Below are 24330 nucleotides of genomic sequence, written 5' to 3' on the forward strand. Positions count from 1 at the left end.
ACTGACCCTCAAGAACCGACCAGACTGCAACGGTCTTCTGCCCAGACCCGTGAACCTCTACATAAGCCATCTCCCTGCACTCCATTGGCTGGGCAATACAATGACTCCAAGGGGGAAGCAGTGCTCCATTCCTTTGTGTATGACTGGAGCCGACGGCGAAAACGTCGTTAACAACGGTTCACTGGAAGCAGTGTTTCCATCCGTTTATGTATGACTGAACCCCCAGAGGAAATAGCCTTGTCCTTCTACAAGCACAAGCATCAGAATAAAGAAATACCGCCACAAGAGAATGGGCTTATTTGCAGGTTATTTGCATGCAACCTTGAATATAAGCGTATGATTCCAGAAAGAACCGTTCCGTCATAGCTAAACGTTCTTAGCCGATAAAAAATTATAAAAGCCTGATACTGCGGAAAGAGGGGGATTCGAACCCCCGAAACGCTTTAGGCGTTTACACGCTTTCCAGGCGTGCCTCTTCAACCACTCGAGCATCTTTCCCGGTTCCTCCCTGTCCTCTACAAGAGAGACAGATGTTATTTCGGAGTGCAAAGGTAATACTTTATTTCCTATGAAGATACTATCATACGCCTTTTTATGATTATTTAAAGTTTCGGGGAAGAAGGAGTCACCGCCCAACAACCAGAGTCCCTTCTTTTATAGACCTATATGCTTCAGACAGTCCTATTAACGGTTACAGGTAGACGTCCTTTTGAACATATTGCCGTCCGGTAAACTTTCCCGATAAGCCGGCCATGCGGCTCTCGCCATAGAGATGTTATAGCGACAGGAGAAGAAACGGCTGACCATTTCCACAGATGTATTGATGACCAGCGCCCTCCATGTGGCTGGTAAAACAACGGGCACACAGATGGCAGACACCGGGCACGCTGATGGATCTCACGCATACAATCTGTTGTCCGGATGAGAGCAATCTTTAGTGGAAGAGGTGCGGCACTGCCAGAAGCGGACGCAACATATCTGATGAAACAGAGGGTTGCATTTCGCCTTCCAACAGACAATTTACACACGGAAACCTCCGCTGCTCAGGGTTTACCGGACAGCCATATTCAGCATGTCATTCGCATCAACCTTGACTTAAAAAGCCATACCCAACCCATAGAAGAGCCGGATATGGCCTTTGTTTCAGGCTGGTCTCAAGGATTGTCTTTGAGGTTCTCCTGCCTTTAGACGAGTACATTTGGTTTCTCCCTCGAAAAGAGCATGGCAGACTACACGAATGAAGGAGAAAGCAGAATACACAGCCTCAAAGCGAGAATCCATCAAAGGGAATCCTCAAGACCTACCCGTTAAGAACTGATGGGTCAACCGTCGCTATGCCACATCCTGTCTACTTGACGATGCGCTTTTTCCCATTCACGACATAGACCCCCTTGGGGAGGTTCTTCAGGTCGACTGCTCCCTTGGCAATATGGACACCGTCCAATGTATAGACTTCATAACTATCCGCATCCTGGCTGATGTCTACGATGCCATTTGACGAATTCTTGACGGTGAGCTTCGCCGGGAAATAATTGAAGAGATAGTTCTCGGACAGTCCTCCGCTGACTTCAATCGTGTACTCTCCGGCAACATCGAAGGAGGTTACCACCTTCCCTTCGTGATCCTTGACGGTGAAGACAGGAGCTTCGGTCAGTTCTACGGTCGTTTCATCGTTCTGCAGTCCATCCACCGTGTAATCGAAGACAGGCTTCTGCTTTATCCCGACAGTCACGTCTTTCGCCCTGAGGTTGGCCGTAGCCTTCTGGACAAACAGAGAACCGTCGACAAACTCAACCTGCTCTTCCGTGATGGTCCCGCGCCCGACCTTGATGACATACTTGCCTACCGGCGATGCAGGCTTGGCTTCACAGGTCAGCACAGGCAGACCCTCGACAAAGTCGCCTTTCATCTGCCAGCCGAGCTTCGGGTTCTCGCTACCATACGTCCGGACTGTGTTGCGTGCCTTGATGGTCGTGCCGAACTCAACGATGTTAAAGTCCTTCCACTGACCGCTGCGCTTGTAGAGCATCTTTGTGCCGGAAGGTACCTGCAGCTTGACGGACTCTCTATTGAGGTCGGAAAAGACCTTGCGTCCCAATGTCGGTACGTTCTTGGCATAGATGCGGATTACAGCAAGGCTGCTGGCACCGGCGAAAGCCTCGTCGCCGATGTCCGTGACCGTAGCCGGCAGTATGACTTTCGTCAGATTGCTGCACCCGGAGAAACCATAGTTATGAATTTTGGCTATCCCCTTCCCGACCGTAAAGCCGTCGGTGTTATAAGGCATTACAGAGATAATCTCTTTTGCATCCTTTGTCATAAGCACCTGTCCGTCGAAGACATAATCACAGTCCTCCCCGGTCGGTATGGACACCGTCTCGAGGCGCGGCATGCCTCCCAGTGCCCCGTCGCCAATGGCGGTCGTCGTCTTGGGCAGGACAAGTTTGTGCAGCCGTCGGCAGCCATAAAACGCCTTTTCGGGTATCCCATGCTTCTTGCCTGCGGAGGTGCGTACACCACCGGCAAGGTAAAGTTCGCCACCGCCGACAATCTCGGCATCGCCAAGGTCAAGATCCGTCAGCGAACTGCGCACCACCGTTCCGTCCACGCCGCATCCAGCAATCTGCCGGATGGTACGCAGGTCCGTCGAATTGATCTGCCCGGTCACCTTCAATTTGGAGATTCTTTCATAAAGAGAGTCCTCGACAAGCGATGCCAGTTTGCCCGGTTCACTGACATGAACCGTATCCTCGACCAGCTCACCCCGTATGCCTTCAAAGCCGATGATCATGTCCTGCCCTTCCGAGAACTTAAAGGAGCCGGGATTCAGGAGACTGATGTCATAGTATCCGTCTGAAGAACCTTCCCATCCCCAGTTGATCCACACCTTGCCGGTGGCATCATATCCGCAAAGGACAAAGGCATGACCGCCGTTACCGCGATCCACGCCTGTATAGAAGATGGCACGGCGTTCGTTCAGTTCATTGTAGATGATGTCCATCCATTTCTCCTCACTATAACGGCCGCGCCGAAGCATCTGTGTCGTCTCGGGATAACCCAGGTTGCGCTTGAGTCCTTCACAGGCGTTTTCCGTGTAAGTACCCGATCCGTCAGTGGCATAGATCATGTCGGCAGCCACACCACAGTCGAGCATCAGCTTTGCCACAGCGTTGCCCTGTGCCGTATTGTACTTTCCTTTGTAGCTGTCGATCATGTTTCCCCAGTCATAGACACTCTCATCATAGTTGACGGTCACTTTCTTCATGCTTCCGTCAGCCTGCTTGACATTCACGGAGTGTGTACCCGTACCACACTGCGGATAACCGTTGTAGTACATGATCTGTGCCATGGCGGTAGCGACACATCCGGTCACGGCTCTTCCCGTACCGCCATATCCCTGCCAGCTGCCGGTACCGGAGGAGGTCGCCAGTGGACAGAGGTCGTTGTAAGGCTTCTCCTGTCCCCAACGCGACGTGACAAGGGCAGGAATCTGTTCTTTATACTTGTTCTTGTCGGGGGGGACTATCTTGCGGGGCACGCCCTTTTTCACGATCCCGTTGATCGCTTCTTCAGCAGCAGCGAGATACCATTTGAAGCCCTCGTTCTTCGTATTCTTGTCGAACGTACTGTTCGAATAGGCGATGACGGCCGGCACGAGGTCGTCGTTACTTACGATGACGAAACCGCCTTTTTTATAGCCCATGACGGTGTATGCGCTGTTTTTCAGCAGCGGTCTGAGGTCGTCCTTGTGCGCACGGGTCATCCGCAGTGTCGGCGACTGGCTGAACACCTGCTCCGCCGCCGCCTTGATGGCAGCCTTTGTCCTTGGTGCTGCAGAGAGCGACAGTAGCATACCCATCGCCAGCAGCAGTGTTATGGAGAATCGTTTTCTAAAGTTCATCATACTGAATGATTTGGATTGTGCCCGCCTTTCCCGGCAGTCGGGGAACACCTCCCCGGAAGCTGATTTCCGGCAAAGCCGGCACGATTCGGTTTGTTGATATAAAAACGCATAGACGGAGTCAGAGCCCTGCAGAATGGGTTCTGACTCCGTTTGTAGTCAATTCTCTAATAAGAATCGGTGCTTATTCATCACTTGATAACGGTCTTCTGGCCATTGATGATATAGACGCCCTTTGCCAACGAACGCAGGCTCTTAACGCCCTTCATTATCTGCTTGCCGTCGATGGTGTAGACATCGTAAACCGTCTCGCCGTCAGCATTGATGCGCTGGATGGCTGTTGCCACACTGATTTCCGCAGGTGCAGACTCTGAGCCGTCGGCATAGACAGCCGTCACACAGTACTTGTGCTCCTTGTTGTCCGGTGCCTTGAGGTCGTCGCTGACAAGTTTGCTGGTGCTTCCGATCAACTCTCCGTCACGATAGATGTTGTAGGAAACAGGCCCTGAACCGGCCTCGAACTTGGCATCATCAATCATGAAGATGAAAGCTTTGTCTTTGGACGTAATGTGATGGATGGCAAAGTACTTCGTCCCCTCGGGCACGTCGACCTTTACTTCCGTCCACTGAGCGGCATCCTGTACATGTGTTTCGCCTATCTTTACGAAGCTGTCGGGATCACTGCCGCTTGTTGAAGACAGCACGTCGAAGCTCTCTGCACCGCTGCCGTCCGTAGCCTTGAGATTGTTGACCCAGAAGCTGACGGTCTGCGCCTTGCCGGAAAGCTGCGGACTGATGAGCCAGTTGTCGGCATCAACGAAATTCTTACCCGATTCATCAATCTGATATATTGCTACGGCAGCCTTGGTGCCGGAGTGTGGATCAAGCCCCTGTCCAGACTTGAACAGGTCAGACGGCTGCCAGTTGAGGAATGCGAACTCCTCACCCTGGTGCTGATACTGTGTGCCTTGAGTGAGACTTCCCGCACGTCCATGGTCGTTGTCAACCGTTGTCCAGTCGCCGAAGCTGGTACCCCATGCCTCATAGCTCTCGAAGTCGTCAGTGACACTGGTTATCGTCGTTGCCGGTGCATCCCAAGCCAACTTCACAGCAGTAGCTGAACCGCTCTTCTCTCCACGGAGGTTCTGCGGAGCCTTGACATCTGGTGTCTCAAGGGAGACATCAGCGGTCGCCTCATTGTTGTCCGGCTCGAGATCGCCGTCCAAATTAACCGTCGCCTTCACGCTGAGCTTGTCTGAAGCGTCCATACTGGTCGTCTTGTAGTCAACAGAGAGCACGCTGTTCTGCATGAAAGAAAGGCTCTTTCCGAGGGTTTCCTCTTTGACAACCTTGTCGTTGACCGTAAGGGCAACCTTGGCTTTCTCCAACTTGTCGAGACCGAGGTTGGTCACCTTGACGCTGAGCTTGGCCGTCTGTCCCTTCTTGAGGCTCTCCGGTGCCGTCAGTTCCACACCTGCATCCTTCTGGTACGGGTCGGCGATGTTGATGTTGTCAACATATACGGCATCTTCCGAAATCTCATCGGCGATACCGACAACACGCAGCAGGACATATTCCTCATTAGCCAGTTCGGCAGGAATATCCACAATATAGTTCTTCCACTTGCCGTCGTTGGCAACGCCTGCGTTAGTCCATACAGGCTCCGTCACTTCTCCGTTCTTCTTCTGGAAGCGCATCTCCACTTTCTCCTTGGCCTCACCATCGCCGCGATAGTCGAAGATGAGTCTCGGGTTCGACGCACCCTGCAAGGTTGTCTTGCCCATGACGATGGTCGATACACCCGGTTTTGTCGGGAGGAAGATCAGCGAACCGTTATCGTCGTCGGACGACACATCATTGGTAAGCGCCCATGATGTTTTGCCGCTGGTGCGTTCGAGACCTACGAACTTCTCCTCTACGGTACCGTCCTTGAAGCTGTTGTGGAACGGCAGCGTATAAGGTGCGCCGACAATCAGCGCGCCGGCTGCCCATCCGCTCGTACCAGCCACATTTTCCGCGTTCACAGCCCAGTGCTGGTACTTCTGCTTGCCTTCGTTGGTGTTCAGGTCACTGACGGTATATCCCGTCGAACCCTTGACCGAACCGAGCTTGTCGCCCAGCTTGCCGTCATCGGTGACGCTATGGATATTATAGGTCACCTCTGCCGGAAGAATGACACCCTTGTGTACACCTGTCGGAACCTCCCAGCCGAGCTTGACAGCCGTTGTCTGGTCGGTCGTCTTGATCTTGCCCAGTACCGGAACATCCTGTCCTACATAGACCTTGACAGATGCCTTCAGACCGAAGTCGTGGGCATTGTAAGCGACAACCGTATAAGTGTTCTCGCCGTTTACGGCATTCTCGTCAACTACCTCCTGTGCCGAACCCGGTGCCGGAGCTGTGATGGTCTTCACGACACGTTCTCCACAGCTGACGACGATCTTCGTGAGGTCCGTGAGCGCCGAGCCGTCGACAGCCTTGGTCGGTGCATTGAACTTCAGCGTAGCCTTCAGTGCAGCTGTCGGATCGGCAGCAGCCGTCAGGTTGTCCACCATGGCCGGTGCCTTTGCTTCGGCAGCGACTTCCACAGAGAGAGAGTCAAGGGTGAGTCTGAACTCATTGGCCTTGGAAATGGCATGGAAACCGATGTAGTAGTTTCCGTCCGCAGCCGGTTCTATCCGTTTGGTAAATTCCTGGTACTTGACATTTGCAATATCCGTTGCCGGAAGGATTTCCTTCTCCATTGCTTCAACGGTCTTGTCATTACCCCACTTCACTTCCAGACGCTCCGGGAACATGCTCAACCCAGCCGCAGCCTTGAACGATACATTATAGGCCTTGCCCTGCTTCATCTGAATCGGCGGTGAGATCAGCCAGTCATCAGCATCATTCTTTTTGTTGTAACGATATACGCAAGAGCCGCCCTTGGAACTGTTCCAGCCCCATGTGCTCTTGTCCTCGTTCACGTCGATAACCGTATAGAGCTTGAAGCTTGCGGCAGTCGGGAAATCATCGAAGAACGGCACTTCGAGTGCATTGCCGAAGATCTTTCCATCGCTGGTCGCGATTGCACTCCGCTTCGGCCCGTTGATGGCCTGTACGGAATAGGAATAAGCCGACAGCTTACCCTTCGGGACTACTTCGCTGAAAGAAGTTGCAGAGATACCCTCGGCCACCTTCGTACTTTCTTCGCCTACATTACGGAAGACATCATAGGTGAGAGGCCCCATGTAACCCTTGTGCAGACCTTCTTTCGGTGCTTCCCAGGTAACGGTCGCCTTACCGGTTTCATCAAGGTCCATTGCCAGGTTGCCTACGACATCGGGCACGTCATAACCGACATAAGTGGTCAGTCTGACGCGCGGACCCTTGCCGGCATCATTGCTGCAGAAGACGATGAAATTAACGACTCCTTCGCTGACCGTCACATTGGCCTCAACCTTCTTTCCAGCTTCAGCCGCCCCGTCCGCCACTTCTTTACCGTTGGCGAACACCTTGTATGAGACGTTGCCGGTCAGGCTGCTTCCGTCATACTTCTTGTCAGGAGCCTTGAATGAGACCTTTCCGCTGGACGCACCGCCGGCAAAATCGGCCTTGAGGTCACTGGCTGCTGCCGGTGCTCCGGCGGCCGTCGCCACTGCCGGGAAGTTGAGTGCCACGAGCATCGCCGGCTCCGTATAGCCGCCGACCGGTGTCACGTGTCCGTCGCCCAAGTCGACCGTATAGAGCTGAAACTTTCCGTCCTTATCGGTCGAAGCCCAGAAGAACTCGTTGGTCCGTACGTCGAACTCGCCGCTCTGGGTGTAGTACTGTCCCTTGGCATCGGCAATCTCTATACCGGTAGAGCCCTTCTTCGTTTCAGCACCTGTCGAACGGTCAATCTGGTAAAAGTCACCTTCCTTGCTGACACCATAGGCGAAACCGTCATTGGCAATACCCAGTGCCACATAGGTGTGCTGGGCAGGAGCGATGGTGGTACGCGTCAAGGTGGTGTAGTCTATGACACCCCACTCAAAATTCTTCAGGTCGGCGGTGTAGAATTCTCCGAACACCTCTCCCGTCGTCGGGTCAGTAGCCGTTTCGGTAGCGATCAGACTGTAGTCTCTGACGCTCTTGGGCTGTTCTTCCAACTGCCAGGTCTCTGTGTCGAATGCATAATGCGAGAGCAGGAGAATACCATAAGGAGCATAACTCGTATCGAGGTATATGCCGTGAAGCACTCCGTCTATCATTCCGCTTCCGCCATTGAAATAGCCTTTCTTGTAGTCGGAGAGCTGTTCGAAATTGAGGTTTGCCACCGGGTGGAACGAATACATGCCCATGAAACTGTTGGTGAGGAGATTTCCCCACATGGTCAGGTCTGGATTGACCGTCACCAGGTTCTTCAGATCCGCAGGGCGGATGGCAATCGTCGGACTGCTGAACGGCGATTTGACGTCTCGTGGCAGCGTCTTCGCCAACAGTGTCGGGAAAGCCTTCAGCGGATCAACCTTCTGTTGAGCCGTCTTCTGTCCAGGCAAAATTCTGGAAGGAGTAAGAGGCACTTGGTTTTCTGGCATCACTTGCGCGGATGCAGGCAGCATTGTCATTGTCGCGGCAAAAGCTGCAATTAGTTTGGTAAATCTTTTACTCATATCTGACGGGTTTAATTAATAAAAAAAGTTTTTAAACCTATGAAAGATTTCGATTACAAATATATTAATTTTTCCTCAATACCTCCAAATAATATTACGATTTATTTCTAAATTATTTAATATTTGTGCACGTTTACAAGAAAACGTGCAATTTTATATCGTTTTTATTCGCATCTGGCAGGATATCCGATAGTCGGGGACGGGCGAATATTCAGCGGAAGAGAGACACCCAACTATTTTTCATGATTGGGACAAACGTGTTTTACTTCTCAAACAAAAAAAACGATTCTATTATGGAATGCCCTACGGACAGACGTGTTGACGAACCACATCCTCTGTTTTATTTCTGTTTTCAGTTGCTGTCATTTTTAACACTTCACACAAATGCCACTTTACAAGCCACTTGCAACACCCCATTACATGACAGCAGTGACAGCAACCTACAAATTCTGACTCAATGTGGATTCAGGACAAGACACTTTTGATTGCGTAGGAATGTGCCTCCCCGGACAGAAATCTGCCTACATATAGTCCCGCCTATATAATAAGGTGTAATATGGGGATATGAGGCTGCGCCAGAAGTTCATGCGCAACTAAACTGTAGGGACACACTTTCGATTCTGAAGATAAAGAGGAATGGAAAGTGCCGGATTGACAATTGAGAACAAGAGTACCGGATGCCGGGAACAGGAGTACCAGGTACTGGGAACAGGAGTACCAGGTATCGGGAACAGGAGTACCAGACACCGGGACAACAGAATTGAGAGCCCTGCAAAAGAACACAGGTGCTCGTCACGATTAAACAGTCTCCTTATTGCGCCCGGCAAAACCACGGAGCAGGAAGTACAGTTCTTCCTGCAGGCGGAAGAGCAGCCATGAACAGCGCAGAGGCATATAGCCGAATTTACGTTTAAGAGAGGGCTGCACCTGTTTCAGGTTGACAGTCTGCCAGACATGACGCATGATTTCCCTCCCCTTCCGGCGGTCTGCTGCGGAGAGTTCCCTGCGGTGAAGATAATAGAAGAGATAGACTCCGACCAGATTGAGCCACCGTACCGTTTCATAACAATGCAGGTCGTCATTCGACGCACCTATATCGACGAGCTGGTGCCGCATACTCTCGTTGGCCAGAAGGAAATCGAAGCGGTGGACACTTGCCTGATGCGTGACCGACGCAGCCTGCTGCCGATAATAATAAACGCCGTCGCAAAGGGCCACCTTACGTGAATAGTAATAATGGATTCTCGTGGTGTTGTCATCACTGTATACCCTTTGCGACTCATCGTAGGGATGCGCTTTGTGGAGTGTACTGCGCACAACGTAACAACCGTGAATGCTCCAGGTCAGACTCTGCTGGAAGGCTTCCTCGCCATTCATCATATTGAAATGAGGCATGGAATACTCCTCCTGATGCCCGTCCGCATAGACGCAAAACAGACGGAACAACACACAGTCGACCTCTGTCTGGCAGAAAGCCTCGCATACCCTTTCCAGCGCATCCGGCCCCAGCCAGTCGTCACTGTCTACAAAGCCGATGTAATCTCCCGTTGCACAAGACAGTCCGATATTCCTCGCATGAGCCTGTCCCCGGTTCTCATCCAGTGCTATCACCTTGAGACGTGTGTCGCGGGCCGCATACTGATGCAGGATATCCAGAGAGTCATCCGTCGAGGCATCATCAACGCAGACCACCTCAACGTCTTTCAGTGTCTGGTTCAACAGCGAATCAAGGCAATGAGGAAGGTATTCCGCTGTGTTATAGACGGCGACGAGCACACTAATCTTTGGCATGACGGATAAACTTATTCTTCAATCTACTTATCAAGACATTCCACAGCCCAGTCTTCGACTTCAACACACGAAAGGAAACCATCATGCTTACGACACACAGTGCGGCAGCAAGCCCCCACCGCAACCAACCGCTGTCAGAGCGGACACAAAGGAACACAAAGAAACCGATTGACAGCTGGACAGCGGCACAGCGCAACACAGAAGAAGACTGCCGGTAACCATAATGGAAACGAGCATAGACATAAACAAAAACAAAACTGAAGATTCCTGCCGCAGCCACACCGGCACCGGCACCGAAAACACCCCATTGCCTGAAGCCGACTATTACCAGTGCGGCAAGGCACACATCATACAAAGACTCGAGAAGCAGGTAAGAGCGCGAGTCGCCTTTCGCCAAAGGGATATACTCTACCGGCAGACGTATTGCCCGTACGTACATGGCAAGGACCAGCACCTGTGCCATACTGAGGGCGGGCAGGAATTTGCCGGAATAAAGGGAGACTGTCAGCTGGGGCAGGAACAACAGAAAGAGCGTCAGAAGGGGGGAGATGATCAGGAGTGTGACTTCTATCTGACGGTTGACAATCTGGTTGAAGGTAAAATTCAGGCTGCTTGCACCTGACAGCCGAGGGAAATAATCGGTCTCCATGGCTGAGAAAACCATCCCGGAATAGACCATTGTCATCATGAAAGCGGCATTGTAGAAACCGACCGCCTCAATGTCCGCCACATTGTTAAGGTAACTCCGGATAATGAAGTCCGCACCCGACCCGAGGATACCGGCAAGGACAAATGCCGTTCCCAGACGGATCATACCCCACCCTTTGGCCAGAAACGGCCTGCGGAAAGAGACACGGAAAGGATAAAGTCGGCAAGAGACCATGGCTGTGAGAACCATCTGCACCAATGCCATCAAGACCAAAGAGGGGACGATGGCTGCATTGCCGAAGAAATAATAAAGCGGAACGGTCAGGACCAATGCACCAAGCACGTTATACACTGAGACGGAGGCCAGCGAACGAAGACGGCGTACACCCTTGAGGATGGCAAGCTCGCCGCCGCTCAAAGCAGCCAGTGACACACAGGGAGAAAGAAAGATGAAGTGCAGCGTATGCCCATCCCAGGAGAAGGTGTATCTGCTGAGCAGAGGACTGAACACGATGCAGGCCAGCAGACCCAACAGGGCTGTGAGCAGGCTCCACGAACGGACAAGGGCGATATCCTCCGTCAGTTTTTCCTTGTCTTGCCGGTCGTAGTCCTCTGATATATTGCGCACGGCACTCATCGGAAGACCGAAGTTGGTGGAGTCGCCGATGAGCTTTGTCGTGGAGTTGAACAGCGAGATAAGACCGACTCCCTGCGGCCCAAGCAATATGGCCACGAACTTGTTGCGGACGACACCTATCAGCACGTTGAGGCCCTGCACACCGCCAAAGAGGCTGATGTACTTCAGAATATGCAGATAACCATCCGTATGGGTGTCTTTTTTCATCGTATTATCTAACGGATATAAAAGTTTTTTATTATATTTGCATCAAACAATGATTGCATGAAACTGTCCATCATCATACCCATCTATAACGTTGAAGATACACTCAGACGCTGTCTGGAGAGTGTACTGGGACAGATGGACGACAGGATGGAAGTGATCATCGTTGACGACGGATCGACGGATACCTCGGGACAGATTGCAGAGCAGATGACAGCTGGGAGGACTGGCTGCCGGCTTATCTGCCAGGCCAACAAGGGACTCTCTGCAGCAAGAAACGCAGGAATAGAAGCGGCGACAGGAGAGTACATCACCTTTGCCGACTCGGACGACTTTGTTGCCGAAGGTACATATTCAGCCTTGCTGGCTGTACTTGACGGACATTCCACCTATGACATTCTGGAATATCCCGTCATGGAACATTACGGACATCCGACAAAACAGCATCTGCTGACTTTCCCTGATGCCGTAGTCGGTTCCATCCGTGACTACTGGCTCTGCGGAGCTCACCTCCACACATACGCCTGCAACAAGCTCTACCGTCGTGAGCTCTTCGCTGGCATACGGTTTCCCGAGGGAAAGGCGTTTGAGGATGCGTACACCTATCCCCTCCTGCTGCAGCGTGCAAGGCTTGTGGCAACAACCTCCATGGGACTGTATTACTACTGTCAGAACGACAGGGGAATCACGGCACGGGCGGGAGGAAAGGAGCTGAACGACCTGCTGGAAGCGCATCTCAAGCATCTCAAGCTATGGGGTGAGCTGACGCCGGAATACTATCAGGCCCTGCTCAACATACAGATGGATGTCTACGAGGCGACGCACGCCGACCCCGTCCTGCCCGTCCTGCCTTACAAAGGAACTCTGAAACTTTTTGTCCTCCACTTAATAGGAATCAAGCGCTTATGCCAACTCAACCAGTTTATACACAGGATAAGGAAAAGAAACCGCTCGTAAGTTTCATCGTCACTTACCACAATGAGCCGATTGCCATGCTCCAGGAATGCGTCAGGAGCATTCTGGCATTGAGCCTCAACGAGACAGAGCGGCAGATCATCGTCGTGGATGACGGATCGGAGGTGTCGCCTGTCAACGAGCTGATCGGTCTCTCTCCCGGAATCATCTACGTGCGGCAGCCCGGCCAGGGACTCAGCCGGGCACGGAACAGGGGGATAGAGACGGCGGAGGGGAACTTCATCCAGTTCGTCGATGCAGATGACTTCCTACTGACAAGCACCTACGAACAGTGCCTTGATATCATCCGTTACCGTGAGGCGGACATGGTGCTCTTCCGTGCGACAAGCTCCACCAGCTCCGTCCCCCAGCCGGAGGCAGAAGGCCCGGTGACCGGTACAGAATACATGACACACCACAACCTGCGCGCCAGTGCCTGGACCTATCTCTTCCGGAAGACTATCCTGCACGACCTCCGCTTCACCAAAGACACGCTGCACGAGGACGAGGAGTTTACGCCCCTTCTGATGCTGCGCGTGGAGAACCTGTATGTCACCGAAGGGAAGGCCTACCATTACCGGATCCGCAAGGATTCCATCACCCACAGAACAGACAGGCGATGGAAGATGCGCCGTCTGTCGGATGCCGAACAGGTGATCTACCGTCTGAAAGAAAAGGCGGACTATCTCCCTGTCAAGGAGCGCATCGCCATGGACAGACGGATTGCCCAGCTGACGATGGACCATATATATAATGTAATGACACTGACGAAGGACGAGACACACCTCAACCACGTACTGCAACGCCTGTCCCGACGCAGGCTTTTCCCCCTGCCCGACAAGGACTATACGGCCAAATACAGGTACTTCCGGAAGATGACGAACTCAGCCTTCGGGCGCAAGATGCTGATGATGGCGTTGAGACTCAACAAGGGCTAAAAGAATAATCCTTGATCCTAAAATCACCTCGCGAAACTTGCATGAATGTAATGTATAAGTTACTTTTGCCAGAAAATACAGAGAGGGCATAACCTATAAAGACTATTTTGAGGACTTCTTCAAAGTACTAAAACCCAAAGTACAGAGGAGAATCATCAAGATACTTGATACAGTGGAACAGATAGAAAGGACTATCAAGCGCATGAAGATTCTTCTCTTAGGCGAATACAGTAATGTACACAATACGCTGGCACGTGGTCTGCGCGAGCTGGGACATACGGTGACGGTCGTATCAAACGGAGACTTCTGGAAGAATTACCCACGTGACATTAACGTTTCCAGACGGCCGGGGAAGATCGGCGGCATGCTTCTGATGGCAAAGATTTATGCCCTGCTGCCCCGTCTGCGAGGCTATGATGTCGTACAGTTCATCAATCCTTTGTTCTTTGAACTGAAGGCGGAACACCTCTTTCCGCTCTTCCGTTACCTGAAAAAGCATAACAGGAAGGCCGTCCTGTGTGGTTTCGGAATGGATTACTACTGGGCACACACCTGCTCGACGACAATGCCGCTGCGTTACAGCGACTTCAACATCGGAGGCGAGCTGCGCCGGAACAAGGAGGCGATCGCCGAGAGAGAGGATTGGACGGGCACGGACAAAGAACAGCTGAACCGGCTGATGGCTGAACAATGTGACGGAATCGTGACGGGTCTCTACGAGTACTGGCGATGTTACCAACCGTGTTTCCCCGAAAAGACGACCTTTATCCCCTTCCCCATCATCGTGGGAGAAGCTCCGGTCATCGCTGATGAAACGCCGGAGAAGCTGAACCTCTTTATCGGAATCAGCAAGGACCGCTCGGCCTACAAGGGGACGGACATCATGCTGCAGGCAGCCGAAACCGTGAAAAGACAATACCCTGACAAGCTGAACCTCCAGATTGTAACAGGCCTGCCCTTTGACGAATACGTACGCACGATGCTCGGCTCTGATGCCATCATGGACCAGCTCTACAGCTATACGCCGTCCATGAATCCCCTCGAAGCCATGGCACACGGCATCATCTGTATCGGCGGCGGTGAGCCGGAGAACTATGAAATCATCCACGAACCCACGCTCCGCCCCATCATCAACGTCCTGCCGACCTACGAGAGCTGTGTCGCCGAGCTTACCGGGCTCGTCAATCATCTTGAAATCATCCCCCGGCTGCGCCGCCAGAGCTACGCCTACGTCCGCAAGCACCACGACCACATCAAGGTGGCCGGGCAGTACGAGGCCTTTTACCGGTCGCTGCAAGACGGTCTTTAGACCGGCTCCTGAAGACAGGATCGGCGGAAGTCGTTAGCCGGACAGCCGTTTCCTCCCTGATGGACTGAAACAGGCCATGCAGCCGGAAGAGGTGGCGGAAGAGACCCTGCAAAAGCAGAGGGCAGGAGGAATGGCCGACTTATTCGGAAAATATTCGTCGGACAGCAAGCATGAAAAACAAGGACAGGAGGGGCGGAGGTTTCCTCCGATCGTTCCCTTTCCGTGTGTACGGCCCTGAGATTGTAGGTCTGGAGTTCCCTTGTCGTTGTTCAAACACCAAAGAACCCTGTCAGCCTCTGTTTGAGAGGATTGACAGGGTTCTTTTCATAGCCTTCCAATGTCGCCGTACTTCAGAGGAGAGCCTTCTCTGTTCAGGATTGGCTGCTTACGCCTCCCCTCTGAAAAATGAGGAAAAACTCTCTACATCCGGCAGAAGAAGAGGACTATCAGCTGCGCGGTAAAGATCCTGAGGAACATACTGAGCGGATAGACCGTCGAGTAGCCGATGGCAGGTGCTTCGCCGGCGCAGATAGAGTTGGCGTAGGCCAGTGCGGGGGGGTCGGTATAGGTTCCGGCCAGCATGCCCATGATGGTGAAGTAATTGAACTTGTACTTGAGGCGGGCAATCGTCCCGATGATGAGGATGGGGATGATCGTGATGAGGAAACCCGTGTAGACAAACTTCAGACCGTCGCCCTGTACCACTGTCTCCCAGAATCCGGCGCCGGCCTTGATGCCTACGGATGCCAGGAAGAGCGCCAGTCCGAACTCACGCAGCATCATGTTGGCAGAGGTGGTGGTATAGGTGACGAGGTGTATCCGGTAGCCGAAACGGCCGATGAGGATGGCGATGATCAGCGGGCCGCCGGCCAGACCGAGCTTCAAGGGCACCGGCATCTGCGGAATGGCGATCGGCAGACTGCCGAAGAGAATACCGAAGAGAATACCGATGAAGATGGTTGCGATGTTCGGTGCGTTCAGCCGTCTTTCCGAGTTACCCATCATTTCGGCAACACGGTTTACATTCTCCTCCGGACCGACAACCACGATACGGTCGCCGACGGTAAAGTGGAGGTTGCGCCCTGCGAAGAGATCCATGCCCTGACGGCTGATACGCGTGACATTCACGCCGTACACGGAACTGAAGTGCATCTTGCCGAGCGTCTTGCCGTTCATCGAACTGTTGGTGATGACGATACGGCGGCTGATCATCTTCTTCGGCTGGTCTTCCTCGTGCCAGTCGACGGAGATCTCCGGGCCGATGAAGGCCTGGATGGCCTTGGCATCGGCTTCGGCAGAGACGATGAGGATCTCATCATCCATCTCGAAGACGGTATCGCGTGTGGGGACAGTGATCACGCCGTCGTGCATGATACGCGTGCAGACGATGTCACGGTTGAGGAACTCTGAAATCTCCTTCAGCTTACGGCCGGCAATATAGGCATTGGCCACCTTCAGGTACATGATGTGCGGCTTGGCATTCGGATTCTCCGCCTCTTCCGCAAGCAGCTTGTCGTTCTCGCCCTTGAGGTCTACCTTGCAGATGTAGCGGATGGCAATGGTTGCGCCGATGATGCCTACCACACCGAGCGGATAGGCGCAGGCGTAGCCCGAGGCGATGTCGAAGTTCATGCCGTCCCTGAAGACGCTGTGCAATGCCTCGTTGGCAGCGCCGAGACCCGGCGTGTTCGTCACGGCTCCGTAAAGTGTACCCACCATCATCGGCAGGTTCTTGTCGTCGGCAGTGTCGAAGAAAACGAAGTAGCAGGCGAACATCACGAGGATATTCAGCAGGATGGCCGCCGTCGAGAGAAGGTTCAGCTTGAGTCCGCCCTTTCCGAAGCTCTCGAAGAAGCCCGGCCCGACCTGCAGACCGATCATGAAGACGAAAAGAATCAGACCGAAGTCCTGTAGAAAGTTCAGCACGGGCAACGGTCCCGTAAAATGAATGTGTCCGGCAATGATGCCGACGAAGAGCACGAAAGTAACGCCGAGGGAGATGCCACCGATTTTGATTTTCCCGAGGTACACGCCTAAGGCGATCACAATGGAATAAAGCAGCACGATATGCGCTACGGTGTCCTGTTGCTCTGCTTTGAAAATGTCAATTAACCAGTCCATAAGTATTAACTATATTGTCTGCAAGATAAAGATTAGCAAGTGCGGAGAAAGCGTACCCTCAATGGGAGGAACACAGCTTATTGCCTGCAAAGGTAAGGATTAAAAGGCACATAAACCAATCTTTGTCAATCATTTTTTGAACAGCAGGGGAAAAAACATGTTCTTCCGTTAAATGCGTGGATGCTTTCCGTATAGCTTTAACGGAAGACCGAAGTTATTTATCAAAAAACATTGCCAAGACGGTCAACCTGTCTATCCTGTTATCATCCTCCGATACAAAAGCCTTTCCTTCTTAATACGTTGAGAATACAGATAATGTTTTGAAAAGTCATTACACCAATCTCAAACACATCATCTGGAAATATAAAAACACGTGCAAAAAGCAAGTTTGTAACCAGCAGTCAATCAGCTGATTATTAATGCGTTCTTAAAAGGTGCTTGATTGGACTTCAAAAGAGCGTTAGTTAGACATCAAAAGGGCATCCATTGCAAGTCAATCAGGCATCTTTTAGAAGCTAAAAGAGCATGTGTCAGCTTGGGTTGCATGAAAATGGTTTACAAACACCGATGATATGGGAATAAGTTGTTTGTAGAATACGGAAAGACATGCTGATGGACAGACACAGAATCGATCTACCTTTTCTGCGTCTTATCTTGTAGTTTATCCTCCTTTGTAAAACCATCTGATTTTGGATGGTCATACCCTGCAGGTGCATAAGCCTTCATTCTATTTCCGATCTATGTATTTAACGGAAGCACCGAAAAACAGCCTCTCCGTCTTGCGCTCCCCTCGGAAGGATGCGGAAACAGATGTCCCTCCCCCATGAAATCTCCTTTGAAACCGCAGCCCCTCATATCTTAATTTATATTAAAAACCTGCCGTCGAGACAATAAAGTAAGTGTACGTACTCCGAAAGTTGTTATCTTTGTAGTTGGATAATCAAAAAGCGTACGTCTATGATAAAAAAGATATTTACTCCTTTCCTGTTCACATTGCTGTTTTCGTCAGGAGCGACTGCCGCCATACAGCCCCGTATGGAGACGGAGACCATCGACCAGGATTTCCAGACGGTCACGGTGTCTGTCACGGGCAATGTGCTGCACGTGGTGGGCGCAGAGGACGAACTGCTCTCTATCTACAATGTGACCGGGGTGCGTGTAATGAGCGTGAAGGTTGACGGAAACGACAGGCGTTATACGCTCAGTCTGCCCAGAGGATGCTACATCGTCAAAGTGGGCAAAGTGGTCCGCAAGGTGGCTATCCGTTGAGGTGTAACGATACGCCCGGCAATATGAACTCGTTTCTGAAAGACCGTGTCTCCTCCCGATGAGACTGAAATGACCCGCCTGCTGGCGAGTCCCGGAGAACGGAAGAAAGTCTTTCCCATAATCGTCAGTCAGTACAGCCGGTCGCTGTACTGGAAGATCCGCAGCATTGTCCTGACACATGACGATGCCGATGATGTATTGCAGAACACGTTTCTCAAGGCATGGAAGAGCCTGCCGTCCTTCGAGGGGAAATCCAGACTGTCCACGTGGCTGTACAGGATAGCCGTCAACGAGTCGCTCGATTTCCTGCGTCATGAGAGGACGGCGGTACTTGCGAGTGCAGATGCCGACCTGTCCGTCGCCAACCGCCTCCTTGCCGATACGTATTTCGACGGCGACAGAAGCCAGGCCCTGCTGCAGGAAGCGATTGCCGGCCTGCCGGATGTACAGCGCACGGTCTTCACACTGAGGTATTATGACGAGATGAAATATTCGGAGATAAGCGAAGTGCTGGGAACGAGCGAAGGGGCGTTGAAAGCTTCCTACCATATAGCCGTACAGAAAATCACAGACTACGTGAAACGACATGGGTAATCTTATGGCCCATGCGGATTAAACGATTCCGTTTTCCCCAAGTCTAACTTATATCTAAGAACATAAACTTCTATGGATTCAGAACAGCGGCTACAAACGGATGATGGGAACAGACGACCTTTCACCGTCCCGGAGGATTACTTCGACGGGCTTCCTTCTCGCATCATGGGACAACTGGCGACAGAAGAACAGAGAGGGAAGGAGAACGTCCCGGCCCCTCGTCGGATACGCATCCGGCGGCTGCGCCCATGGGCGGTAGCGGCAATGACAGCCGGGGTGGTGCTGGTAGGCTTCCTTTCCTATTCGATGTTCTCCACACCGCAAGGACACAATAGGCAGGAGCCGGACATCAGGACGGCGACTTCCGTCAGCGGGACGGATGCGTCCGGGGACGGCTTCGACGCAGCTGCTGATTATATCATGATGGACGAAGACGACATGTATGCCTACATGGCGGATGATTAGCAAACGGTGTCACATAATAAGGAATATGAAATACAGAAGAATTGTCCTGGCAGTCTGCGCCCTTCTCTCCTTTGTCCAGATGACCGCACAGAGGAGGTTTGACCCTGACAGATTCAAGGCGGAACTGCACCGGTTCATCAAGGCGGAAGTGAGACTGAACAGGCAGGAGACGGCACGCCTCTTTCCCATCTATGACGAGATGATGGCAAAGCAGCGACCGGTCTTCGACCGCCTGCGAAGCCTTCACAAGGCGAAGCCGGCATCCGACAGAGAAGCCCGGGAAATGATTAAAAAGGCCGACGGACTTGAAATACAGCTCAGACAGGTGGAACAGCGTTACCATCAGGAAATGCTGAAAGTCATCCCCGGCAGGAAGCTGCTGGAGGTGCTGGAAGCCGAACGGAAATTCCACCGGCAGACATTCCGCAGGATGGCGGAGGAAGGCAGAGCAAAAAAGTAAAAGGGGAAAAGGTGTAAAGTAGAAAACAGGAAGATAAAAAGAAGAAGGAAGCAGAAGATAGATACCCCAGACAGGATGCGGGACCGAACAGAATGACGGCGTACCTTTCTACCACTTCCCCTTCTCCGGCTTTCTCTAAAAAAAACTACAGAACAAATGAGAACCATTCATTCTCTCTTGAGATTATTGATCGCCACCGTACTCTTCATCAGTGCGGGCAATACTGTCTACGGCAAAAGCCTGCCTAAGAAACGGGAATTTCGCGGTGCATGGATTCAATGCGTGAACGGACAGTTCCAAGGCATCGGCACACAGGAAATGCAACGTACACTGCGGTACCAGCTGGACGAACTGCAGAAAGACGGTGTGAATGCCATTATCTTCCAGGTTCGTGCAGAGTGTGACGCACTCTATCCGAGCAAATACGAGCCATGGAGCAAGTTCCTTACAGGACGGCAGGGCATGCCGCCTTCTCCTTACTGGGATCCGTTACAATGGATGATAGACGAGTGCCACAAACGAGGTATGGAGCTCCATGCCTGGATCAATCCCTATCGTGCCAAGACGAAGACGACCAGCCAGCTGGCTTCAAACCACATTGCGGTCACCCATCCCGAGCGCATCTTCTCCTACGACGGACTTTATATCCTCAACCCTGCCTTGCCGGAGAACCGCGATTACATCTGCAAGGTGGTGGACGACCTTGTCAGCCGGTATGACATCGACGGACTTCACATCGATGACTACTTCTATCCCTACCCGGCGGCAGGACAATCCCTCCCGGACCAGTCCGACTATCTGCGTGACCGGCGTGGATTTACCAATGTGAAGGACTGGCGGCGTGACAATGTAGACCTTTTCATCAAGCAGCTGGGCGAATCGATACACCGGCGGAAGCCGTGGGTGAAGTTCGGTGTGTCGCCGTTCGGCATCTACCGCAACCAGAAGAGTGATCCGAGGAACGGCAGCCGGACAAACGGCCTTCAGAATTATGACGACCTTTATGCCGATGTGCTCAAATGGGTGAACAACGGCTGGATAGACTATTGCGTACCACAGATCTATTGGGAAATCGGCAATCGTGCCGCCGATTACCGGGAACTTATCGGCTGGTGGAACCGCCATGCAGGCAACCGGCCGCTGTTCATCGGGGAGGATGTCCTTCGCACTGTCAAATATGCCGACCCGCAGAATCCCGCTTCCCATCAGCTCCCTGCCAAGCACCGGCTGCACCGGCAGTCGGCGAATGTACAGGGCACCGTCCTGTGGTATGCGAAAGCAGCAGTAGACAACCCCGGCAACTACGGTACACTTCTGCGAACAGACTACTGGCGCTATCCGGCCCTGCAGCCGCTTATGCCTTTCATCGACGATGATGCGCCGGGGAAACCGAAGAAGGTGAAGGCGAAGCGGGAGCATGACGGATATTACCTTACATGGAAAGCACCGAAAGGGAAAGACTGGAAAGACGAAGCCCACCGCTATGTCGTCTACCGCTTCCTGCCCGGTGAGCCGATCAACACGGACGATCCGTCCAAGATTGTCGGTATGCCGTATGACAACAGGCTCCGGCTCAACTACAAGGAGGGAAAGGACAAATACACATATGTGGTTACCGCACTCGACCGAATGAGCAATGAGAGTGCCGGAAAGAAGAAAAAGGTGAAGCTGTAGGCTTCACCTTTTTTATTGCTCAATTCCCGACCGGCCGTCACAGCAGTTGACGGCTCATTCCCCGGCCGTCTGTTATAGGAGAACAGAACGTCACCTCTGCCGGAATACGCATATTGCCAACAAGCCAATGACGGCTATTCCTGCAAACCGTCTGAACACATTTGCAGAGATATCCGTATTGAAAACCAGTAGAGGACACCTATTCCACAAGACCGCTGATGGCCTTCTTCACCACAAGCAGTCTTCACAAAACACCATAAAAAAGCCTTGGCATATACCAAGGCTCAAGCGGTGTGTACGAGATTCGAACTCGTGACCTCCTGCGTGACAGGCAGGCATTCTAACCAACTGAACTAACACACCCTGCATTACGGATAAAGGTTCGGCGGTGTGTACGAGATTCGAACTCGTGACCTCCTGCGTGACAGGCAGGCATTCTAACCAACTGAACTAACACACCAGATAAACAGGTGGACTGCACCCCTTTTCCGTTTTGCGAGTGCAAAGGTAACAATAAATTTCTATACCGCCAAAAATTAGATACGCTTTTTAAACAAAAAATTGCATCACTCGCGCATCCTGATAGTGCCCGTCACAATAGATCCATTCCTTCAATACACTGTCCCCTATGAAGCCCAGTGAAGCGAGACAGCGTTGTGAAACTTCATTGCTGACGCTTACCACAGCATAAATCTGTCTTAGATGCAGCACTTTGCGGGCATATTCTATCAGACTGCTTATGGCAGCCTGCGCATACCCTCGCCGGCGGAAACGTTTCATGATGATGATGCCCAGTTCAGCCCGCTGATGCTTGGGGTCGAAGTCGACAAGGTCGATCACCCCCACTACCTCGTGCGCCAGGTTCTCAATCATCATACGTATCTGACCGTCCATATAGATGTCGTTCTTTGCATCCGCAATGTAGTTATGCAGCGCATAGCGGCTGTAAGGGACATTCGTCGAGGCTATGTTCCACAGACTGCGGTCGTTCTCGATATGATACAGCATATCAAGGTCTTCAGGCTCCATGGCCCGCAGGATGACACCTGCTTCCTGTTTTCTTTCCATTTCACGTTCCTCCTATTACTTCGTTCATGGTTATGATGCAGTTTTCACGTACATGATAGAATCCGATGTGGACATTGTCAGACGGATGCTGGGAAAAGGCCTGCAAGACGTCCTGACAGCTGAACAGTCCGGCATCATACACGATGCACACCGGCCTGTCCTGCCCCTGCTGCGCCTCAGCCAGACCGGCGTGGAGGGTTGTCAGGACTTCCCTGCCCGCCTGACGGTACTCGCCCGACAGTGCGTTGTCGGCCGCAAGCTGCCTGCAGCACCTTACCATCTGCTCTCCTCCCACGAATATATAATATGGATAAGCAGCTGCGGCGCTGTTCCGGAATCCCATCTTCCGGCGGACAACATCGAGGGTCGCCTTTGCCAGCGAGCCGAATGCTGTCACGTAAATGGCCGCCCTGACGGGCAACCGCCACAGGACATTCATTCCACCGTAATGCTTACGGAAAAAAACAAGCATGGCATCGTAGAAGACGTGTACGTACCGGAAGCTGGACTTCTGGGTGCTTTCTCCCTTGTAATGCAGAATCTGCACCGGGAGATACCAGTTCTCATAACCGGCCTTCAGCAGTCTGTAGCTCAGGTCAATATCCTCACCATACATGAAGAAGTCTTCATCCAGCAGTCCCACCTGCTCCAAGGCAGACCTCCGCAGAAAGCAATAAGCCCCGCTGACCACCTCTATCCGTCCCGGCACATCCCACGAGAGACCGCCCATATAATAGTGTGCGAAGATCTCATGGTGGGGAAACCGCCGGCAGAGCCCCATCATCTTGTAGAAGGCGACCAGAGGCGACGGCAGGCCGCGACGGCTCTCCAACGCCCTGCGTCCCCGGTCGTCGAGCATCTGCACGCCGTGCGCTCCGGCCGAAGGATGACCGTCCATGAAGGCGACGGACGACCGTATCACCTCCTCTCCTACGACCGTATCAGGATTCAGCAGCAACACATATTCACCCGTACACTGACGAAGGGCAATGTTGTTGCCTCTCGAGAAGCCCAGATTATGCGAGCTGGCGATGAAATGGACACCGGGAAAACGGCTGCGGAGATAAGGCACGGAACCATCACGGGAATGGTTGTCTACGACGAACACCTCAGCCTCAATCCCCTCCAGTGCCTTGTAAAGACTGTGCAGGCACTGTGCAAGATAGTACTTGACGTTGTAATTTACGATGACTACACTCAGCTTCATTCGTTCCCTTCCACCGGTTGATCCAAACGGCACTCATGCTGACAGCGTTTCTTCCCTGGGTAGACAAAGAACAGGCTCAATGCAAGGATGACGGCAAGATAGAAAAACCCTGTAATGTCTCCGAAGGCATAATAAAAGAACAGGTTGAGCACCATCGGTACACAAAGCATCATCAGCCGGACGCTCCCCCAGAAGAGCAGGTGCCGGAAGCCATGACGTTCATCTCCCGACAAAGCATCCTTCACGGAACTGATTCTGAACAGGAAGAGTGCCAGCGGAATCGTGACAAGCGTTAGAAACTGCATCAGGAACTGCAGGACGACCACCGTCCCGCCGCCGGCATCCGCCCAGCCGCCGGGCAGGAGAAGTTCCGACTCGTACACCGCCACCAGCAGCAGTGCCAGCAGGCAGGAACCGGCCAATTCCGAAAGAAGTATTTTCCTTGTTCTTTCCATT

At 52.5% G+C, this 24330-nt stretch carries 18 protein-coding genes and 3 tRNA genes; 10 read left to right on the forward strand and 11 right to left on the reverse strand.

What is annotated here, in order from left to right:
- The coding region (locus tag HMPREF9141_RS13720; protein WP_007368818.1) for a hypothetical protein at positions 1-214 on the forward strand (214 nt) is incomplete at its 5' end.
- 196 nt (positions 215-410) lie between these two features.
- Here the strand turns inward: HMPREF9141_RS13720 and HMPREF9141_RS10920 are convergent.
- Positions 411-498, reverse strand: a tRNA-Ser gene (locus HMPREF9141_RS10920).
- A 423-nt stretch (positions 499-921) separates the two neighbouring features.
- On the opposite strand from HMPREF9141_RS10920, the gene HMPREF9141_RS13460 reads away from it, so the two are divergent.
- On the forward strand, positions 922-1188 hold the full coding sequence (locus HMPREF9141_RS13460; RefSeq protein WP_007368821.1) for a hypothetical protein: 267 nt from the start codon (positions 922-924) through the stop codon (positions 1186-1188).
- Positions 1189-1348: 160 nt separating this feature from the next.
- On the opposite strand, the gene HMPREF9141_RS10925 is transcribed toward HMPREF9141_RS13460, so the two are convergent.
- The 4 genes from HMPREF9141_RS10925 to HMPREF9141_RS10940 form a co-directional block, all read right to left on the reverse strand.
- Entirely contained in the window at positions 1349-3904 is a 2556-nt protein-coding gene (locus tag HMPREF9141_RS10925; RefSeq protein ID WP_007368822.1) for a C10 family peptidase, read from the reverse strand.
- Positions 3905-4092: 188 nt separating this feature from the next.
- Positions 4093-8421 carry a choice-of-anchor J domain-containing protein gene (locus HMPREF9141_RS10930; RefSeq protein WP_257009603.1) on the reverse strand — a complete coding sequence of 1443 codons (4329 nt, stop codon included), beginning with the start codon at positions 8419-8421 and terminating at the stop codon, positions 4093-4095.
- Positions 8422-9333: 912 nt separating this feature from the next.
- Positions 9334-10326: a glycosyltransferase family 2 protein gene (locus HMPREF9141_RS10935; protein ID WP_007368824.1), complete on the reverse strand. Its 993-nt coding sequence runs from the start codon at positions 10324-10326 to the stop codon at positions 9334-9336.
- Positions 10313-11818, reverse strand: a complete 1506-nt coding sequence (locus HMPREF9141_RS10940) for an oligosaccharide flippase family protein (protein WP_007368825.1) — start codon at positions 11816-11818, stop codon at positions 10313-10315. Before HMPREF9141_RS10940 ends, HMPREF9141_RS10935 begins: the two co-directional genes overlap by 14 nt.
- A gap of 57 nt (positions 11819-11875) precedes the next feature.
- Between HMPREF9141_RS10940 and HMPREF9141_RS10945 the strand changes: the two genes are divergently transcribed.
- The 3 genes from HMPREF9141_RS10945 to HMPREF9141_RS10955 all read left to right on the forward strand — a co-directional run bounded on the left by HMPREF9141_RS10945 (position 11876) and on the right by HMPREF9141_RS10955 (position 15016).
- A complete protein-coding gene (locus tag HMPREF9141_RS10945; RefSeq protein WP_007368826.1) occupies positions 11876-12772 on the forward strand; it encodes a glycosyltransferase family 2 protein in 897 nt (298 codons plus the stop codon).
- Positions 12721-13707, forward strand: coding sequence for a glycosyltransferase family 2 protein (locus HMPREF9141_RS10950; protein WP_083809450.1), 987 nt, complete (start codon positions 12721-12723; stop codon positions 13705-13707). The genes HMPREF9141_RS10945 and HMPREF9141_RS10950 overlap by 52 nt, the downstream gene beginning before the upstream one ends.
- A 202-nt stretch (positions 13708-13909) precedes the next feature.
- Positions 13910-15016, forward strand: a complete 1107-nt coding sequence (locus HMPREF9141_RS10955; RefSeq protein WP_040555083.1) for a glycosyltransferase family protein — start codon at positions 13910-13912, stop codon at positions 15014-15016.
- A gap of 420 nt (positions 15017-15436) precedes the next feature.
- Here HMPREF9141_RS10955 and HMPREF9141_RS10960 read toward each other — a convergent pair whose 3' ends face one another.
- Entirely contained in the window at positions 15437-17137 is a 1701-nt protein-coding gene (locus HMPREF9141_RS10960; RefSeq protein ID WP_007368830.1) for a putative transporter, read from the reverse strand.
- 957 nt (positions 17138-18094) lie between these two features.
- On the opposite strand from HMPREF9141_RS10960, the gene HMPREF9141_RS10965 reads away from it, so the two are divergent.
- The 5 genes from HMPREF9141_RS10965 to HMPREF9141_RS10985 all read left to right on the forward strand — a co-directional run bounded on the left by HMPREF9141_RS10965 (position 18095) and on the right by HMPREF9141_RS10985 (position 21599).
- On the forward strand, positions 18095-18406 hold the full coding sequence (locus HMPREF9141_RS10965; protein ID WP_007368832.1) for a T9SS type A sorting domain-containing protein: 312 nt from the start codon (positions 18095-18097) through the stop codon (positions 18404-18406).
- Between the two features lie 45 nt (positions 18407-18451).
- Positions 18452-19000: an RNA polymerase sigma factor gene (locus HMPREF9141_RS10970; protein ID WP_083809451.1), complete on the forward strand. Its 549-nt coding sequence runs from the start codon at positions 18452-18454 to the stop codon at positions 18998-19000.
- A gap of 72 nt (positions 19001-19072) precedes the next feature.
- Positions 19073-19465, forward strand: a complete 393-nt coding sequence (locus tag HMPREF9141_RS10975; RefSeq protein ID WP_007368834.1) for a hypothetical protein — start codon at positions 19073-19075, stop codon at positions 19463-19465.
- Positions 19466-19490: 25 nt separating this feature from the next.
- The gene (locus HMPREF9141_RS10980; protein ID WP_040554857.1) at positions 19491-19925 is read left to right on the forward strand and encodes a hypothetical protein; all 435 of its coding nucleotides are present in this window, start codon (positions 19491-19493) and stop codon (positions 19923-19925) included.
- A gap of 156 nt (positions 19926-20081) precedes the next feature.
- Positions 20082-21599: a glycoside hydrolase family 10-like protein gene (locus HMPREF9141_RS10985; protein ID WP_007368836.1), complete on the forward strand. Its 1518-nt coding sequence runs from the start codon at positions 20082-20084 to the stop codon at positions 21597-21599.
- Positions 21600-21888: 289 nt separating this feature from the next.
- On the opposite strand, the gene HMPREF9141_RS10990 is transcribed toward HMPREF9141_RS10985, so the two are convergent.
- The 5 genes from HMPREF9141_RS10990 to HMPREF9141_RS11010 form a co-directional block, all read right to left on the reverse strand.
- Positions 21889-21962, reverse strand: a tRNA-Asp gene (locus HMPREF9141_RS10990).
- Between the two features lie 23 nt (positions 21963-21985).
- Positions 21986-22059 (reverse strand) — tRNA-Asp (locus tag HMPREF9141_RS10995).
- A gap of 89 nt (positions 22060-22148) precedes the next feature.
- Complete coding sequence (locus HMPREF9141_RS11000; protein WP_007368837.1) at positions 22149-22667, reverse strand: GNAT family N-acetyltransferase; 519 nt, start codon at positions 22665-22667, stop codon at positions 22149-22151.
- Between the two features lies 1 nt (position 22668).
- Positions 22669-23874 carry a glycosyltransferase family 2 protein gene (locus HMPREF9141_RS11005; protein ID WP_007368838.1) on the reverse strand — a complete coding sequence of 402 codons (1206 nt, stop codon included), beginning with the start codon at positions 23872-23874 and terminating at the stop codon, positions 22669-22671.
- Complete coding sequence (locus tag HMPREF9141_RS11010; RefSeq protein WP_007368839.1) at positions 23871-24329, reverse strand: hypothetical protein; 459 nt, start codon at positions 24327-24329, stop codon at positions 23871-23873. The genes HMPREF9141_RS11005 and HMPREF9141_RS11010 overlap by 4 nt, the downstream gene beginning before the upstream one ends.
- Position 24330 lies beyond the last annotated feature (1 nt).

This window comes from Prevotella multiformis DSM 16608, from assembly GCF_000191065.1.
In the GTDB taxonomy this organism is placed as follows: domain Bacteria; phylum Bacteroidota; class Bacteroidia; order Bacteroidales; family Bacteroidaceae; genus Prevotella; species Prevotella multiformis.